Annotated in this window: 15 protein-coding genes; 7 read left to right on the plus strand and 8 right to left on the minus strand. The window is 66.4% G+C overall.

Going from position 1 to position 16,281, the window contains the following annotated elements; all coding sequences use genetic code 11:
• Positions 1-256: 256 nt before the first annotated feature.
• On the minus strand, positions 257-2,422 hold the full coding sequence (locus tag ACQG3P_RS17610; protein ID WP_426805779.1) for a S46 family peptidase: 2,166 nt from the start codon (positions 2,420-2,422) through the stop codon (positions 257-259).
• A 159-nt stretch (positions 2,423-2,581) separates the two neighbouring features.
• Between ACQG3P_RS17610 and tdh the strand changes: the two genes are divergently transcribed.
• The gene (gene tdh / locus ACQG3P_RS17615; protein ID WP_210131951.1) at positions 2,582-3,604 is read left to right on the plus strand and encodes an L-threonine 3-dehydrogenase; all 1,023 of its coding nucleotides are present in this window, start codon (positions 2,582-2,584) and stop codon (positions 3,602-3,604) included.
• Positions 3,605-3,790: 186 nt separating this feature from the next.
• Here the strand turns inward: tdh and ACQG3P_RS17620 are convergent, their stop codons facing one another.
• The gene (locus ACQG3P_RS17620; RefSeq protein ID WP_184124935.1) at positions 3,791-4,492 is read right to left on the minus strand and encodes a TorF family putative porin; all 702 of its coding nucleotides are present in this window, start codon (positions 4,490-4,492) and stop codon (positions 3,791-3,793) included.
• Positions 4,493-4,639: 147 nt separating this feature from the next.
• Between ACQG3P_RS17620 and kbl the strand changes: the two genes are divergently transcribed.
• Positions 4,640-5,851 (plus strand): glycine C-acetyltransferase, encoded by a 1,212-nt coding sequence (kbl, locus tag ACQG3P_RS17625; RefSeq protein ID WP_068849526.1) that lies wholly within the window; start codon positions 4,640-4,642, stop codon positions 5,849-5,851.
• A gap of 13 nt (positions 5,852-5,864) precedes the next feature.
• On the opposite strand, the gene ACQG3P_RS17630 is transcribed toward kbl, so the two are convergent.
• From ACQG3P_RS17630 to ACQG3P_RS17645, 4 genes are all read right to left on the minus strand, one after another.
• Positions 5,865-6,209 carry a hypothetical protein gene (locus ACQG3P_RS17630; RefSeq protein ID WP_426805780.1) on the minus strand — a complete coding sequence of 115 codons (345 nt, stop codon included), beginning with the start codon at positions 6,207-6,209 and terminating at the stop codon, positions 5,865-5,867.
• 55 nt (positions 6,210-6,264) lie between these two features.
• Entirely contained in the window at positions 6,265-7,104 is an 840-nt protein-coding gene (locus tag ACQG3P_RS17635; RefSeq protein ID WP_426805781.1) for a pseudouridine synthase, read from the minus strand.
• Between the two features lie 19 nt (positions 7,105-7,123).
• Positions 7,124-7,642, minus strand: a complete 519-nt coding sequence (locus ACQG3P_RS17640; RefSeq protein ID WP_068849519.1) for a hypothetical protein — start codon at positions 7,640-7,642, stop codon at positions 7,124-7,126.
• 179 nt (positions 7,643-7,821) lie between these two features.
• The gene (locus tag ACQG3P_RS17645; RefSeq protein WP_093534607.1) at positions 7,822-8,907 is read right to left on the minus strand and encodes an OmpA family protein; all 1,086 of its coding nucleotides are present in this window, start codon (positions 8,905-8,907) and stop codon (positions 7,822-7,824) included.
• A 371-nt stretch (positions 8,908-9,278) separates the two neighbouring features.
• On the opposite strand from ACQG3P_RS17645, the gene ACQG3P_RS17650 reads away from it, so the two are divergent.
• The 5 genes from ACQG3P_RS17650 to ACQG3P_RS17670 all read left to right on the plus strand — a co-directional run bounded on the left by ACQG3P_RS17650 (position 9,279) and on the right by ACQG3P_RS17670 (position 14,561).
• Positions 9,279-10,304 carry a zinc-binding alcohol dehydrogenase family protein gene (locus ACQG3P_RS17650; RefSeq protein WP_426805782.1) on the plus strand — a complete coding sequence of 342 codons (1,026 nt, stop codon included), beginning with the start codon at positions 9,279-9,281 and terminating at the stop codon, positions 10,302-10,304.
• A 100-nt stretch (positions 10,305-10,404) separates the two neighbouring features.
• Positions 10,405-11,016, plus strand: coding sequence for a YczE/YyaS/YitT family protein (locus ACQG3P_RS17655; protein WP_068849513.1), 612 nt, complete (start codon positions 10,405-10,407; stop codon positions 11,014-11,016).
• A 61-nt stretch (positions 11,017-11,077) separates the two neighbouring features.
• Positions 11,078-13,111 carry an FAD-dependent oxidoreductase gene (locus ACQG3P_RS17660; protein ID WP_426805783.1) on the plus strand — a complete coding sequence of 678 codons (2,034 nt, stop codon included), beginning with the start codon at positions 11,078-11,080 and terminating at the stop codon, positions 13,109-13,111.
• Between the two features lie 290 nt (positions 13,112-13,401).
• Entirely contained in the window at positions 13,402-13,860 is a 459-nt protein-coding gene (locus ACQG3P_RS17665; RefSeq protein WP_068849509.1) for a cell wall hydrolase, read from the plus strand.
• A gap of 89 nt (positions 13,861-13,949) precedes the next feature.
• Positions 13,950-14,561 carry a glutathione S-transferase N-terminal domain-containing protein gene (locus tag ACQG3P_RS17670; protein ID WP_093534601.1) on the plus strand — a complete coding sequence of 204 codons (612 nt, stop codon included), beginning with the start codon at positions 13,950-13,952 and terminating at the stop codon, positions 14,559-14,561.
• A gap of 19 nt (positions 14,562-14,580) precedes the next feature.
• On the opposite strand, the gene ACQG3P_RS17675 is transcribed toward ACQG3P_RS17670, so the two are convergent.
• Positions 14,581-15,654, minus strand: a complete 1,074-nt coding sequence (locus tag ACQG3P_RS17675) for a suppressor of fused domain protein (RefSeq protein WP_426805784.1) — start codon at positions 15,652-15,654, stop codon at positions 14,581-14,583.
• A 66-nt stretch (positions 15,655-15,720) separates the two neighbouring features.
• Positions 15,721-16,215, minus strand: a complete 495-nt coding sequence (locus ACQG3P_RS17680) for a hypothetical protein (RefSeq protein ID WP_068849505.1) — start codon at positions 16,213-16,215, stop codon at positions 15,721-15,723.
• Positions 16,216-16,281 lie beyond the last annotated feature (66 nt).

Consider the following 16,281-nt stretch of genomic DNA (forward strand, 5'->3'; position numbering starts at 1 on the left):
TCCATACCCTTGTAGGCGAATTAAAGGAGGAGGGGGCGGCCGCAGGCCGAACCCGGGGGACATTCGCCGGAAAGGGTATGGGGGCCCGGCGCTCGATTCACCGGCAGCCGCGTTTGATCCAGTGCGCAAAAAAAAACCCGCGGCATTGCCGCGGGGTTTCTTTAACCGGAGTAGCGACCAACGGTATGCCCACCGGGGTGGGCACCCTTCGGGCCGTCGACAAGCGACGTTAGGGCCGGCTGCGCCGTCCCTTGCGTTACCTGGCCGTGAGGTTCAGCTCCTTGAGCAGCTGCGGGGCCGGAGCCACTTCCTGCATGATCCACTGCATGTAGCGGCTGTCCACCGCAATCATGCGGGTCATCACCGGGTCGAACACCCAGTTGGAGCTGACCGATTCCCAGTTGCCGTCGAAGGCCAGGCCGACCAGCTTGCCGTGCGCATCCAGTACCGGGGAACCGGAGTTGCCGCCGGTGATGTCCAGGTTGGAGAGGAAATTGACCGGCACCGAGCCGATCCGCTTGTCTTCCAGCCCGCCGTAGCGCTTGGCCTTGACCGCATCCAGCAGGGCCTTGGGCGAATCGAACGGATCTTCGCCCGTTTCCTTGGCCGCCACGCCTTCCAGGGTGGTGAACGGCGTGTAGTTCACCCCGTCCTTGCCGTAGCCCATGACGTTGCCGAAGGTGATGCGCAGCGACAGGTTGGCGTCCGGGTAGACGAATTCACCCTCGCTCTTCTTGTAGTCGGCCACGGCCTGCAGGTAGGCCGGGCGGGCCAGCAGCGATTCGCCTTCACGGGTCTTCTTCTGCTCTTCCTGCTGCAGCAGGGCCGGCATGGTCGCCACGGCGTACTGGATGACCGGGTCGGTGCTGGCTTCGAAAGCAGCGCGGTCGGCCTTGAACCAGGTCAGGCGCTCGTCGAGGCTGCCCAGCTTCGTGCCGGACAGTTTCCTGACCAGGCCGTCCACGGCGGCGGCATCACTGCCGGCCAGCCACTGGTTCAGCACGTCATTGGTGCGCTGCGCCGGCGGCAGGGCCACGTACTGGTTCAGCCAGTACTGCTGCAGCTGCTGGTCCATGCCCGGCACGTAACGGCGGTCCATCTGGCGCAGGCTGCCTTCGATGGTCGGCAGGTCGCGTTCCTGGTAACCGGCTTCGCGCTGCGCGTCGGGCTTGGCGCGCTCGATCGACAGGCGGTACAGGGCCAGCGCGGCGCCGACAGCGGAGGTGTTGTTGAACTGGCCCACGAACAGATCGCGCTCGCGGGTGCTCTTGCTCGTATCGAGGTGCTTGACCAGCTGCGCGTGCGCGGCCAGCGCCGGCTTGCCGGCAGCGCCCTGCTTCTTCAACCAGGCCAGCACCGCAGCCTCTTCGGCCTGCTTCTGGCCCGCCGCGTCGATGCGCTTGAAGCCTTCCAGCTGGCCCACGTAGTTCTTGGCCACGTTGTTCATGCTGGCGGCGGTGGCGGCGTATTTCACCTTCACGTCCGGATCGGCCTTGCCGGCCTTGGCGATCAGGTCCAGCACCGCGTTGTAGTGGCGGGCGATGGTCGGGTAGGTGAAGCTGGCGGTTTCGTTGAATTCCGCAGCCAGTGCGTAGCGGTTGGTGCGGCCCGGGTAGCCGGCCACCATCACGAAGTCGTCTGCGCCCAGCGGCTGGTCGGCGAATTTCAGGAAGTGTTTGGGCTGGTACGGCACGTTGTCGGCCGAGAACGCCGCCGGCTTGCCGTCCTTGCCCACGTAGGCGCGGTAGAAGGAGAAGTCACCGGTGTGGCGCGGCCACATCCAGTTGTCGACGTCGCCGCCGAACTTGCCGACGCTGCCCGGGGGCGCGTAGACCAGGCGCACGTCCTTGATTTCCATGTTGCGGAACAGGCGGTAGGTGTTGCCGCCGGAGAAGCTGTACAGGCGGCAGCGGAAGCCAGCATCGGCTTCGCAGGCGGCGGTCTGCGCCTTGTCGAAGGCTTCCAGCGCGCGGGTGCGGGCCAGCGGATCCTTGCCGGCGGCGGCGATGGCGGCCTTGGCCTGGTCGGTGACATCGGTGATCTGGTCGAGCACGAACACGCGCGCGTTCGGGCCGGCGCTCAGCTCATCCTTCAGGGTCGGCGCGTTGAAGCCGTCCTTGATCAGGTTCTTCTCGGCGGTGGAATTGAGCTGGATCGCACCGTAGGCGCAATGGTGGTTGGTCACCACCAGGCCCTGCGGGGACACGAAGCTGGCGGTGCAGCCGCCCAGCGCGACCACCGCGCCCATCGGGTCGCCGGTCAGGTCGGAAATCTGTTCCGGGGACAGCTTCAGGCCCGCCTGCTTGAGCGGCCCGGCGATCTCCGGCAACTGTTGCGGCACCCACATGCCCTCAGCGGCATGGGCGGCCTGGACCAGCGCAAGGCTGGCGACGACGGAGAAGGCAAGCAGGTTCGAGCGCATGGGCGGCCCCTGGTGAAAGAACCGCCGATTGTAGCCGGGTCCCCCGCCTGCCCTGTCGGCCGAAAGTCACGGACCGCACCGCAACATGCCCAAGCCCCTGCCGGCCCTATAATTCCGCCTTTCCCCCAGACGAGTTCCACCCCGATGGCGCAGCAAACAATGAAGGCCCTGGTCAAGCGTGAAGCCGCCAAGGGCATCTGGCTCGAAGAAGTGCCGGTGCCGGTGCCGGGCCCGAACGAGGTCCTGATCAAGCTGGAGAAGACCGCCATCTGCGGTACCGACCTGCACATCTACCTGTGGGACGAGTGGAGCCAGCGCACGATCAAGCCGGGCCTGACCATCGGCCATGAGTTCGTCGGGCGGATCGCCGAGATCGGCCCGGGCGTGACCGGCTACGAGATCGGCCAGCGCGTGTCGGCCGAAGGCCACATCGTGTGCGGCCACTGCCGCAACTGCCGCGGCGGCCGCCCGCACCTGTGCCCGAATACCGTGGGCATCGGCGTGAACGTCAACGGCGCCTTTGCCGAATACATGGTGATGCCGGCCAGCAACCTGTGGCCGATCCCCGACCAGATCCCGTCCGAGCTGGCCGCCTTCTTCGACCCGTACGGCAATGCCGCGCACTGCGCGCTGGAATTCGACGTGATCGGCGAAGACGTGCTGATCACCGGTGCGGGCCCGATCGGGATCATCGCCGCCGGCATCTGCAAGCACATCGGTGCCCGCAACGTGGTGGTGACCGACGTCAACGACTTCCGCCTGAAGCTGGCCGCCGACATGGGCGCCACCCGCGTGGTCAACGTGGCCAACACCTCGCTGAAGGACGTGATGAAGGAACTGCACATGGAGGGCTTCGACGTGGGCCTGGAAATGAGCGGCAACCCGCGCGCGTTCAACGACATGCTCGACTGCATGTACCACGGCGGCAAGATCGCCATGCTCGGCATCATGCCCAAGGGCGCCGGCTGCGACTGGGACAAGATCATCTTCAAGGGCCTGACCGTGCAGGGCATCTACGGCCGCAAGATGTACGAGACCTGGTACAAGATGACCCAGCTGGTGCTGTCCGGCTTCCCGCTCGGCAAGGTGATGACCCACCAGTTGCCGATCGACGAATTCCAGAAGGGTTTTGACCTGATGGAACAGGGCAAGGCCGGCAAGGTGGTCCTGAGCTGGAACTGATGCCGGTAGGTCACGACCAACGGTCGTGACCTACCAGATCGCGGTAGGTGCCGACCGTTGGTCGGTACGAAAATTGCGGTAGGTGCCGACCGTTGGTCGGTACGAAAATTGCGGTAGGTGCCGACCGTTGGTCGGTACGAAAAAGGCACCCATCGGGTGCCTTTTTCTTTGCCGGCCAAACGCGCGTTATTGCCCGATGGCGACCGTGAACACCACGCGGTTGTCGGCGAGCTTGCCGGAATTGTCGCGCCCGTTGCCGTCCGTGCCGTAGTAGCCCAGGCCCAGGGTGAACAGGCCCCAAGTGCGGTTCACGCCGATGTTCCAGTCGGTGTAGTCCTTGGCAACACCGTCTTCGAACGTGCTGCGGCCGACGTTGGCGGTCAGGTTGAACTCATTGGGCAGCGCCCATTCGGTGCCTGCGGCGAAGTACCAGCCATCGGTGTCGGTGTTCCAGACATCGTTGGTGTAGGCCACGGTCACGTTGTAGTGCTCGGCGAAGCTGGTCTTGGTGATCAGCTCGGTGTACGCCAGTTCGCTGGAGCCGGGGTAGCTGTAGTGGTTGAGCATCACGTCGAAGTTGACGCTGTCGGTGACGTCCACGCCGTAGCCGATGAAGTAATCGACTTCGGCATCCGGGCCGCCGTCGCCGAAGTCCACGCCCGAACCCCACACACCGGCGTACAGGCCGACCGGCGAGGTGTAGGTGAAGCCGGCCTGCACGGTCGGGTCTTCGTCGGTCTGGGAGACACCGCGGAACACGTAATCGGACACGCCGGTCACGTTCCAGCTGAACGGCGATTCGGCCTCGTCCTGGGCACTGGCGGCAAACGGGGCAAGCAAGGCGGCGCAGAGCACAGCGGCGGCAGTACAGCGCGTGGCGTGGTTCATGCGGGGTCTCCGGGACGTGGGGTGGATGCAGCGCGTGTTTACGGATTCTTAACCTGATTGATATTGCGATGCAACAATCCCATCTGCAACCGTTTCCTGCGGTGGGCTGTAAAATCCCGGTTTTCCCCGTGCCGATGACCGCCTGCCATGACCGACGCCCCGACCGCCCCGCTCACCCAGCACTATGTTGAAGAACTGGAGGCGATCCGTGCCCAGGGCCTGTTCAAGTCCGAGCGCGTCATCACCAGCCCCCAGTCGGCCGAGATCACCCTGGACGACGGCCGCACGGTGCTGAACTTCTGCGCCAACAACTACCTGGGCCTGGCCGACCACCCGGACCTGATCCAGGCGGCCAAGGACGCGCTGGACAGCCACGGCTTCGGCATGGCCTCGGTGCGCTTCATCTGCGGCACCCAGGACCTGCACAAGCAGCTGGAGCAGCAGATCGCCGGCTTCTTCGGCAAGCAGGACACCATCCTGTACGCGGCCTGCTTCGACGCCAACGGCGGCCTGTTCGAGCCGCTGCTGGGCGAGAATGACGCGATCATCTCCGACGCGCTCAACCATGCCTCGATCATCGACGGCGTGCGCCTGTGCAAGGCCAAGCGCTTCCGCTACGCCAACTGCGACATGGCCGACCTGGAAGCCCAGCTGCAGGCGGCCGATGCGGCTGGCTGCCGCACCAAGCTGATCACCACCGACGGCGTGTTCTCGATGGACGGCTTCATTGCCCCGCTCGATGAGATCACCGCGCTGGCGAAGAAGTACAACGCGCTGGTGCACATCGACGAGTGCCACGCCACCGGCTTCCTGGGCGCTACCGGCCGCGGCTCGGCCGAGGTCAAGGGCGTGCTCGAGAAGATCGACATCATCACCGGCACCCTGGGCAAGGCCATGGGCGGCGCGCTGGGCGGCTTCACCACCGCCAGCGCCGAAGTGATCGAGCTCCTGCGCCAGCGTTCGCGCCCGTACCTGTTCTCCAACTCGCTGCCGCCGCACGTGGTCGCCGCCGGGATCAAGGCATTCGACATGTTGGCCGCTGCCGACGACCTGCGCACCACGCTGGCCGACAACACCGCCTACTTCCGCCAGAAGATGACCGCCGCCGGCTTCGACGTGAAGCCCGGCGTGCACCCGATCAGCCCGGTGATGCTGTATGACGCGCCGCTGGCGCAGAAGTTCGCCGAGCGCCTGCTCGAGGAAGGCATCTATGCGATCGGTTTCTTCTTCCCGGTCGTGCCCAAGGGCCAGGCCCGCATCCGCACCCAGATCAGCGCCGCGCACACCCGTGCACACCTGGACCGGGCGATTGATGCGTTCACCCGGATCGGCCTGGAGCTGGGCGTGATCAAGGGCTGACGCGCATCGCGCGTCATTTCTTTTTCTTCTTGCCCTTCGCGTCTTCCTTGCTGGCCACCACCACCGGCTTGGCCGCCGGCGTTCCATTCGGGTTGCCCTTGGCGACCCGGATGCCGTTGGCCTTCATCCACGCATCGAACTCGTCGGCGCTCATGCGCTTTTCGCCGTTGCTCATGTGGAAGCGATAGGCGCCCCGCCCATCGCGTTCGGTGGGCTGGATCTCCACGATCTTGTCGGTCACCGGCGGCGGCGTGGCCTTGACCACCTCCTTATGGCCGCCGCAGGCGCTGAGCAGCGCGGCAGGCAGCAGCAGCCAGGCGCTGCGCAGCAGGGAACGGGTCAGGGGGTGGGCGTACATGGCATTCTCCCGGTAGGTGACGAAATCTCGGTCGCAGGCCATCCCTTGCCCAATCTCAGGTATCGGCCACGGCGACATCGGCCGTGGCGGTCAGCAGGTCCAGCTCGTGCGGCTCCAGTTCGCGCCAGGCACCCTTGGCCAGGGTGCCCAGCGGCAGCCGGCCGATGCCTACGCGCACCAGCCGCAGCACGTTGATGTCGAAGGCCGCCAGCAGGCGGCGGATATGGCGGTTGCGGCCTTCTTCCAGCACCACTTCCAGCCAGGCGGTCTTGTCGCCACTGCGCAGCAGGCGTGCCTGGCGGGCGCGCAGGAATTCGCCGTCGTCGTCCACGCCGCTGCACAGCGCAGCCAGCTGCGCGGCATCGGGAATGGCATCGATCTGGACGTGGTAGGTCTTGTCCGGCCCGGTGCTGGGGTCGGTCAGCCGCGCAGCCCACTGCGGGTCGTTGCTGAACAGCAGCAGGCCTTCACTGGCCTTGTCCAGCCGCCCGACCGGCGCCAGCCACGGCAGCCCCGCCCCGTCGAAGCAGCGGTACACGGTGTCGCGGCCCTGCTCGTCCTGCGCGGTGGTGACCAGGCCGCGCGGCTTGTTGAGCACGATGTGCAGGCGGCGCGGTGCATCCAACGGCTGGCCATCGACACGCACCACGTGACGGCCGTCGATGATCGGGAATTCGGGGTTGTTGATGGTGCGCCCATCGACCGTCACCCGGCCCTCGCCGATCCAGCGCGCCGCTTCGGTGCGCGAGCACAGCCCGGCCTTGGACAGCACGCGCGCCAGCCCGTGGCGTGGCGCATCGCTGGGCTGGGCTGCAGGTCTGGCGGGGGCGGACGCACGCCGCGGATCGCGGCGTGGTCGAGCGGTGGGCGCGGCGGGGGGGCGACGGTTACGCATCGGGCGCCGCGCGCGTTGCTTACTTCTTGCCGCCCGGCTTGGTCTCAGCCGGTGCTTCAGCGGCCGGTGCGGGTGCGGGTGCCGCGGCGGCGGCCGCACGCGGCTTGACCACGCGCACGCCGCGCGACTTCATCCAGGCGTCGAACTCATCGGCGGTCATACGCTTGCCGTTCTGGCTCATGTCGAAGCGCCACGGCGTGTTGTCGAACTCGGTCTGCGGCTTGTAGGCGGCCGGATCGTTCGGCTTGATGGCAGGCGCGCCCGGCATCGCCTTGGCGATGTTCTGGCAGCCATCGATGCGAAGGCGCTGCAGCACGCGGTCGAGCGACTGCTGCTGGTCGAAGTTGGAGGTCAGCACGCCCGCGGGCATGCCCAGCTGCACATTGCGGATGTACAGCTCGGACGCCACCGGGGCGATCGCGGTGGCCGGCAACGGCAGCGGCTTGACGCTGGTGGCCGAAGCGGAGCAATCCACGGCTGCGTAAGCGGTGGGAACCAGGGCCAGGCCGAGTGCGGCGGCCAGTGCGATACGCAGCATGGGATGCATCCAGGAAAGAGGGCGACGCACCGAGTTTAACAGCGCCACAACGCCTTTCAAGATCCCACATTCAATGAATACGGCAACTTGTTGGATTTATTGTTGATTCCTGGCGAACAGGGCAAAAAAAAGGGCCCGGCAATGCCGGGCCCTTTCCTGAGACTGATGTTCCGGAACGATTAGTTCTGGACGTTCAGCTCGGTACGACGGTTCTTCTCGCTCTTGCAGGCCGGGAAGGTCTGCGGGGTCTGCTCCAGCGGACGGCTCTCGCCGTAACCGATCGGACCGGCCAGACGGCTGGCAGCCACGCCGTTCTGGGTCAGATAGTTGTACACGGCGGTCGCACGACGCTCGGACAGCTTCTGGTTGTAGTCATCCTTGCCGCACAGGTCGGTGTGGCCAGCCACTTCGACGCGGATGTCCGGGTAACGCACCAGGATCTGGGTAGCTTCGGACAGGATCGCCACGGCGTCCGGACGCAGGTTCGACTTGTCGAAGTCGAAGTTGACGCCCTTCAGGTCGATGGAGACCGGCACCGGGCAACCGTCCGGACCGATGGTCTGACCCGGCTGCGAGTTCGGGCACTTGTCGTCGCAGTTGTTGACGCCGTCACCGTCGTCATCCAGGTCTGCGCAGCTCGGGGCAACCGGCGGCGGGGCAACAACCGCGGCAGCCGGCGGCGGGCCCAGCGGGATCACGACGCCGACCGAGGCCAGCACGTCGCCGAACCAGCTTTCGTCCGCAGCGGCAACGCTCTTGTCGTCGAAGTCACCGCGGTAGGCCACTTCGGCGCGGACTGCAACGCGCTTGTCGAAGGTGGTCTGCAGGCCGACGCCGAGCTTGGCGGCGAAGTTGCCGTCCTTGCGCTCACCCGGGCTGTCCGGCGACGGGAAGTTGTTGTATTCCTCTTCCGACTTCTGGTAGCCCAGGCCCATCAGCAGGTACGGGTTCCAGCCACGGCCTTCGGAGATGAAGTGGCGGCGCAGGTCGATCGAGGCGCCGTACTGGCTCCAGTTCAGGTCCTGGTTGTCGTCGAAGTTCGGGTTCTGATAGTTCAGCTCGCCGTCCAGCGACCAGTTGGGGCTGATGAACTTGCCAAGACCCAGGGTAACGAACGGAGCGTCGTTGGTCGTACGGTCGCTATCCTGGAAGTTGAAGCCGGCCGAACCGGTCAGGTACCAGCGGTCATCAAAATCCTGCGCGGAGGCTGCCTGGGCAAACGCCAGGCCGCCCAGCAGCGCGGCAGTGAGGATCTTCTTGTTCATGTAATACAGCTCCTATTTCGGGGGTATGAAACCGGTAGAGGCATGGGCCAGCACTACTGCGTCGTTTAAGACTGCCGATTCAGCACGCCACCGCCGCGAACATTATGCTCAGGGGAGTGAAGGCGATGTTAACGGTCACGTAACATGTGAAATCAGCGACCAGACCTCCTCCGGGTCCAGCTGGTGGCACCCTATACAGGTTGGTGAACTTCCGCAAGACCCAACAATGGCAAGGCTTTTCAGGACTTTCCCAGAGTTTTCAAAGGCTCGCCACAGTATTTGATGCAGTTTGTCGCAGGCTGGCGATTCAGCTCGCAAACAGGTTCAAAAGCGACCTTATGATGACGTTGTTCATCTCCACAGGAGCTGCCATGAAAGCCGTAGGCCTCTCTCGGTACCTGCCCATCGACCACGTCGATTCGCTTCTTGACCTCGCGTTACCTGAACCCGGCGCGCCCCAGGGGCATGACGTTCTGGTGCGCGTTCACGCCGTCTCGGTGAATCCGGTCGACACCAAGCAGCGCGCGCCGCGCGCCGGTGACGTGTCGCCACCGCGCGTTCTGGGATTTGACGCTTCGGGCACCGTTGAGGCCGTGGGTGCGCACGTGACCGCGTTCGCTCCGGGCGATGAGGTGTATTACGCCGGCGACGTAACGCGACCCGGCAGCAATGCACAGTGGCAGTGGGTGGATGAGCGCCTGGTGGGCCGCAAGCCGACCACGCTGGATTTCGCTGAAGCCGCAGCGCTGCCACTGACTGTATTGACCGCATGGGAACTGCTGTTCGAGCGCATGCCGCTGCATTTCGATGATCGCCGCCACGTTGGCCAGACCCTGCTGGTCATCGGCGGTGCAGGCGGTGTCGGTTCCATCGCGATTCAACTGGCACGCCATGCCGGCTTCACCGTGGTGGCCACCGCATCGCGTGACGACTCGGCCGAATGGTGTCGCCGGATGGGCGCCGACCATGTGGTCGATCACCGCCAGCCGCTGCCGGCGCAGCTGCAGGCGCTGGGCATTGCGCAGGTGGAGGTGGCGCTGAACCTGGCCGACACCGACCACTACTGGGAAGTGCTGGGCGAGCTGCTGGCGCCGCAGGGGCATGTCGGCCTCATCGTGGAACCGCGTGGCCCGCTCCGCATCGGCGATCCCTACAAGGCCAAGTGCATCGGCATCCATTGGGAATTCATGTTCGCCCGATCGCGATTCCAGACCGCCGACATGGTGGAACAGCACCGCATCCTCAGCCGGGTGGCCAGCCTGGTCGATGCCGGTGAACTGCGCAGCACCGCGCATACCTCGTTGGGCAGCATCAATGCGGCCAACCTGCGCGAAGCCCATCGCCTGCTGGAAGGCGGCGGAGTTACCGGCAAGCTGGTGCTGTCCGGCTGGGAGTGAGCGTCGGCGCGCGCGGTGTGTGCGCGCTTTCGCCTGCATCTGTATCTGTCGGCGCGACAGCGCGCGCCCTACAGTCAAACGCCCTGTCGATGACGCCGCCATGCCCACCTCCCTCCCCCTGCGCCTGCTGCAACTTCTGATCGGCCTGTTCCTGTACGGGATGGGCGCGGCGGTGATGATCCGCGCCGCGATCGGCGTGGCGCCCTGGGATGTGCTCTCCCAGGGCATCGCGCTGCAGACGCCGCTGTCGTTCGGCGTGGCCACCAACGTGATCGGAGCGCTGGTACTGCTGCTGTGGTGGCCGATCCGGCAGAAGCCGGGACTGGGCACGGTGTTGAACGTGCTGCTGATCGGCCCCAGCGCGCAGTTCGGCCTGTGGCTGCTGCCGGAAGTGCACGGGCTGGTGTGGCAGGTGCCGATGTTTGCCCTGGGGCTGCTGCTGGTGGCGGTCGCCACCGGCCTCTACATCGGTGCCCGTTTCGGACCGGGCCCGCGCGATGGCCTGATGACCGGCCTGCATGCCCGCACCGGCTGGCCGATCTGGCTGGTGCGCAGCCTCATCGAGGGCACCGTTCTGGTCATCGGCTGGTACCTGGGCGGCAACGTCGGCCTGGGCACCCTTGCCTTCGCGCTGCTGATCGGCCCCCTGTGCGGCTATACGCTGCCCCTGTTTGGTGTGCGCAGACCGGAGCCGGCGCCCGCCCTGCGGTGACCCTTGCGTGCAATGGCGATACGCGGCACCCTTCGCACCTACCGTACGCAAGCGTATCTTCATGTCGCCAGCCGCCGAAACTCCCGCCTACCCCCACCTGTTCGCCCCGCTCGACCTGGGCTTCACCACCCTGCGCAACCGCATCCTGATGGGGTCCATGCACACCGGGCTGGAAGACCGCGCGCGCGACTTCCCGCGGCTGGCCGCGTACTTCGCCGAGCGCGCGGCGGGTGGGGTCGGGCTGATCGTCACCGGCGGCTATGCGCCCAACGTGGTGGGCTGGCTCAAGCCGTTCGGCGGCAAGCTGTCCTGGCCGTGGGAAGTGGGTCCGCACCGCCAGCTCACCGCGGCGGTGCACGGCCATGACGGCAAGATCTGCCTGCAGCTGCTGCACGCCGGCCGTTACGCCTACCACCCCCTGTCGGTGGCGCCGTCGAAGAAGAAGGCGCCGATCAATCCGTTCACCCCCCGCGCGCTGTCGGCACGCGGCGTGGAACGGCATATCGCCGATTACGCGCGCAGCGCGCGGCTGGCCCGCGAAGCCGGCTACGACGGTGTGGAGGTGATGGGCTCGGAGGGCTACCTGATCAACGAGTTCATCGCCCCGCGCACCAACCTGCGCGACGATCGCTGGGGCGGCGACGCTACCCGGCGCATGCAGTTCGCGGTGGAGATCGTGCGCCGCATCCGCGAAGCGTGCGGCCCGGATTTCATCATCATCTACCGGTTGTCATTGGTGGACCTGGTGGAGGACGGCAGCAACTGGGATGAGATCGTGCAGCAGGCCAAGGCCATTGAAGCGGCCGGCGCCACCCTGATCAATTCCGGCATCGGCTGGCATGAAGCACGCGTGCCCACCATCGCCACCTCGGTGCCGCGCGCGGCGTTCGCCGGGGTCACCGCCAAGCTCAAGCCGCATGTACGCGTGCCGGTGATCGCCACCAACCGCATCAACATGCCCGACGTGGCCGAACACATCCTGGCCGGCGGCGGCGCGGACATGGTGTCGCTGGCACGGCCGCTGCTGGCCGACCCGGAATGGGCCAACAAGGCGCGCGCCGGTCGTGCGCACGCGATCAATACCTGCATTGCCTGCAACCAGGCGTGCCTGGACCACGTGTTCGAGAACAAGACCGCCAGCTGCCTGGTCAACCCACGCGCGGTGCATGAAACCGAACTGGTCTACCGCCCCACCACGGCCCCGAAGAAGGTCGCGGTGGTCGGTGCTGGTCCGGCCGGCCTTGCCTGCGCCACGGTGGCCGCCGAACGCGGGCATGAGGTCACCCTGTTCGACGCCGGCAGCGAGATCGGCGGCCAGTTCAACGTGGCCAAGCGCATTCCCGGCAAGGAAGAATTCCACGAAACGCTGCGCTACTTCCGCCACAAGCTGGACGAAACCGGCGTGAGCGTGAAGCTCGATACCGTGGCCGATGTCGCCACGCTGGCCGGCTTCGATGCGGTGGTGGTTGCCACCGGCATCACCCCGCGCCAGGTCGATTTCCCCGGCGCCGACCATCCCAAGGTGGTCAGCTATCTCGATGTGCTGCTGGGCCGGGTGCAGGTTGGCGCGGAAGCGGCGATCATCGGTGCCGGTGGCATCGGCTTCGACGTGGGCGAGTTCCTGGTGCACGAGGGCCCCTCCCCCGCGCTGGATCCGGCCCGCTGGATGGCCGAATGGGGCGTCGACCCGAACTTCGAGGCACGTGGCGCGCTGGCCCGGCCGCAGCCCGAGGCACCCGCACGCAAGGTCTGGCTGCTGCAGCGCAGCCCGGGCAAGCCCGGCGCACGGCTGGGCAAGACCACCGGCTGGATCCACCGCGCCACGCTCAAGGCAAAGGGCGTGAAGATGCTGGGCGGCGTTGAATACCTGGGCGTGGACGACGACGGCCTGCGCATCCGCATCGATGGCCAGGAACAGACCCTGCCGGTTAGCCACGTGGTGGTCTGCGCCGGCCAGGAACCGCGCCGCGACCTGCATGCCGCACTGCTGGCCGCAGGCGTGGATGCGCACCTGATCGGCGGCGCCGATGTGGCCGCGGAACTGGATGCAAAGCGCGCGATCAACCAGGGCAGCCGCCTGGCGGCAGGCCTGTAACCGGAGTGCCGGCCACCGGCCGGCACTGCCTGAATGGGCGAAAATGGCCCCCTTCCGAACCTGAATGTCAAGCCTTTCGGTTCAGGATGCGTTGCGAAATCCCCCCCTATCGTGCGCCAACTTTCCCGCTCACCACCCAGTTCGAGTGAGCGCGCGGCCCCCACGTCTTTCGGGTGCCGCTCCAGGGCGGCCCCGATGGCCGCCTCCCCATGACGCCAAGTCGTACACCCCGCCCCATCCCGTTGATCGGATGGACAGCCAGGTGCGGCCCATACGGAGCAAGGAGATTTATGAAACTGGCCTGGATTCTCTGGCTGTCGCAGTTGTTGCCCCAGCCGGCCGCCGATTCGCTGTGCTTGAGCACGACCGTCTACCTCGAAGCGCGTGACCAGACCCTGCGCGGCCAGCAAGCCGTTGCGGAAGTGGCGCTGCGCCGGCTGGACAGCGGGCTGTGGGGCGATTCGATGTGCAAGGTGGTCACCGCGCGCAAGCAGTTCGCTCCGACCATCGTGGCGCCGGGCACCCAGCTGGGCAACACCGATGCGTGGGAAGAAGCCATGACCGTGGCCTTTGATGCCGAGCGCAACTGGGCGCTGCCGGAAGGCGAGCGCAAGGAGATCGTGCCCGGTGCCAGCCACTTCGCCGCGCTGTCCATCGCCAGCCCCAGCTGGCGCAATGCCTACCAGGTGGCCACCATCGGCGACCATACGTTCTATCGCGTGCAGAAACTCAAGCCACGCGCGTCGTAACGATCTGTTACGGCCATACCGTTGAGGATGCGGGGCCGGCTCTGGAATAGTGGGCCGCTTACCTTTCCTGCATCCCGACGGAGTTCCCCATGAAGCTGTACAGCAAGCCCGGTGCCTGCTCCACCGCCGACCACATCGCCCTGCAGTGGACCGGCCAGCCGTTCGAGGTGGAACTGCTCGACAAGGACACCCTGAAGGCCCCGGCCTATCTTGCGATCAATCCGGCCGGCTCGGTGCCGACCATCGTGGACGGCAGCTTCGTGCTGACCCAGAACGCGGCCATCATGGGCTACATCGCCGACAGCTACCCGCAGGCCGGCCTTGGCGGCGACGGCAGCCCGCAGCAACGCGCTGAAGCCAACCGCTGGCTGGCCTTCGTCAACTCGGACGTGCACCCGGCGTTCTCGCCGCTGTTCGCACCGGCCAAGTTCATCGCCGATGACAGCCAGTACGACGCGATCCGCGACGCCGCCCGCAAGCGCCTGCGCGGCCTGTTCGAGACCGCCAACCGCCAGCTGGCCGACAAGCCCTGGCTGGCCGGCTTCCGCAGCTACGCCGACGCGTACTTCTACATCACCCTGCGTTGGGCAGCCGGTGCCAAGGTCGACCTCACCGGCCTGGACAACCTGGCTGCGTTCAAGACCCGGATGGAAGCCGACACCGGCGTGCAGGCCGCGCTGAAGGCCGAAGGCCTGCAATAAACAAAAGTGGTGCGCGCGATCAGCCGATCTCGCGCACCACATTGCCCTGTGCATCTCGCAGTGCGGTCGGCACCACTTCCACCACCAGCGACGTGCCGGGTACGGGATAGCGCCCGCGCCCAGCCTGCACCTGCTGCTCCAGCGCATCCAGGCCCTGCGCAGTCAGCGTGCAGCGCATGCCCTCCCCGTCCTTGGCGACAGCATCGCGATCACCGGGGGCGAACACCCATTCGTGTTCGCGGCTGACGATGGTCAACGGATTGCCATGGCGCAGGCGCAGCGGCAGCAGTTCAAGCACATTGGGCACCTGCCCCGCCCCCAGCACCAGCACGACCTGGTCGCCTTCTTCGCGCCACGCCAGGGTCTCCACAAACAGGACCGCGGTACTGGACCCTTCGCGTTCGCTGCCTTCCTGCAGTTGCCGTACCAGCGCCGGGTCATCCAGCAGGCTGGCACGGTGCAGGTCGGTGATCCACAGCGGCATGCGCGGTGCCAATGCCTGCAGCACACCGTCGGTTGACCAGCGCTTGATCGCCGCCATCTCGTCGTCGCTCAGCCCGATCACCTGCAGGAACGCCAGTTCACCATTGGGCGTGGCCCGCGCCGGCAGCTGCGGATCGGGCATGAAGGCCAGGTGGCGCAGGCAGGTGTCGGTATCCAGCGCTATCGGACCGTTGGCATTCATGTGGTGCCCGGCCTCGAACACGTTGCCGCTGCCGAACACGTAGCGCGCCAGGTTCTGCAGCAGGTTCATCGGCCATGCCGGCGGGGTGTCCTCGCCGCTGTCGATGGCCAGGCGGAAGGTGAGCTCGAAGCCGAAGCCGCTGCTGTCAGCGTCATCGCTCTGCTTGTCGTACAGCTCGGAGAAACCGTAGGTGACGTAATGCCAGTGCGGGCGCGGCGGCTCGGCGCGGTACACGCTGATGCCATCGAGCGGGTCGCGCCCACCCAGCGTGTACGGCAGCGCGGTGCCGTAATGGCGCGGCGCCTGCCCGGGGTACAGCGGGCCCAGGGCCGCGTTGATGGCGTCCCAGCCCGGGGTACCGTCGTCGTTGCCGGCGTCGAGGCTGTTGTCGATGTGTTGTTCGTCCACGCGCTGCTCCTGGCGCCCCGCAAGGACGCCAATGTACGCCATCAACGCTGCGCCGCGCCGCTCTCGTCAGGCGGGCTGCGCATCGCTGTGCAGCAGCGCGCGGGTTTCCTCCAGCCAGCGGTTGGCCAACGCGGGACTCTTCGCCTTGGACACGGCGGCGGCCATCTCCGGCCACAGTTTTTCCAGGCTGGCCGCATCGGTACAACGCTCGATCTTGAGCTGCATGAAGTAGCCCTTCAGGCCGAGATGTCTGCGGACCGATTCGCTCATCCAGTCATACAGCTGCTTGTACAGCACCGGGTCCTGTTCGCGACCGGAGGTCAGCGCCCGTGGCGCGGCTGGCGCCAGCGCACCACCGACCACTTCGATCAGGCCCATCTCCGCCAGCTGGGCCAGCGCATCGTCCGGCGCGCGCAGCCCGGGCAACATCGCGGTCAATTCGTTGTCATCGCGCTGACCATCAACCATCAGCAGAATGGAGCGCAACCCCGGCACCAGCCGGCGCGCGCGGTCTTCGATTTCCTGACGGCCAGCGGCCGTCTTGGCATGGATGTACGCCATGTGTTCCCCCTGTTACCTGGTCCCCCTGCACGCACGCTCCCCGGCGGTTACCGGAACCCGTACGCC

Source organism: Stenotrophomonas sp. SrG (assembly GCF_050031795.1).
Taxonomy (GTDB): Bacteria; Pseudomonadota; Gammaproteobacteria; order Xanthomonadales; family Xanthomonadaceae; genus Stenotrophomonas; species Stenotrophomonas rhizophila_A.

Coding starts and splice junctions, on each gene's coding strand:
- ACQG3P_RS17610 (WP_426805779.1), bottom strand. CDS start 2,422: ATGCGCTCGAACCTGCTTGCCTTCTCCGTCGTCGCCAGCCTTGCGCTG.
- tdh (WP_210131951.1), top strand. CDS start 2,582: ATGAAGGCCCTGGTCAAGCGTGAAGCCGCCAAGGGCATCTGGCTCGAA.
- ACQG3P_RS17620 (WP_184124935.1), bottom strand. CDS start 4,492: ATGAACCACGCCACGCGCTGTACTGCCGCCGCTGTGCTCTGCGCCGCC.
- kbl (WP_068849526.1), top strand. CDS start 4,640: ATGACCGACGCCCCGACCGCCCCGCTCACCCAGCACTATGTTGAAGAA.
- ACQG3P_RS17630 (WP_426805780.1), bottom strand. CDS start 6,209: ATGTACGCCCACCCCCTGACCCGTTCCCTGCTGCGCAGCGCCTGGCTG.
- ACQG3P_RS17635 (WP_426805781.1), bottom strand. CDS start 7,104: ATGCGTAACCGTCGCCCCCCCGCCGCGCCCACCGCTCGACCACGCCGC.
- ACQG3P_RS17640 (WP_068849519.1), bottom strand. CDS start 7,642: ATGCTGCGTATCGCACTGGCCGCCGCACTCGGCCTGGCCCTGGTTCCC.
- ACQG3P_RS17645 (WP_093534607.1), bottom strand. CDS start 8,907: ATGAACAAGAAGATCCTCACTGCCGCGCTGCTGGGCGGCCTGGCGTTT.
- ACQG3P_RS17650 (WP_426805782.1), top strand. CDS start 9,279: ATGAAAGCCGTAGGCCTCTCTCGGTACCTGCCCATCGACCACGTCGAT.
- ACQG3P_RS17655 (WP_068849513.1), top strand. CDS start 10,405: ATGCCCACCTCCCTCCCCCTGCGCCTGCTGCAACTTCTGATCGGCCTG.
- ACQG3P_RS17660 (WP_426805783.1), top strand. CDS start 11,078: ATGTCGCCAGCCGCCGAAACTCCCGCCTACCCCCACCTGTTCGCCCCG.
- ACQG3P_RS17665 (WP_068849509.1), top strand. CDS start 13,402: ATGAAACTGGCCTGGATTCTCTGGCTGTCGCAGTTGTTGCCCCAGCCG.
- ACQG3P_RS17670 (WP_093534601.1), top strand. CDS start 13,950: ATGAAGCTGTACAGCAAGCCCGGTGCCTGCTCCACCGCCGACCACATC.
- ACQG3P_RS17680 (WP_068849505.1), bottom strand. CDS start 16,215: ATGGCGTACATCCATGCCAAGACGGCCGCTGGCCGTCAGGAAATCGAA.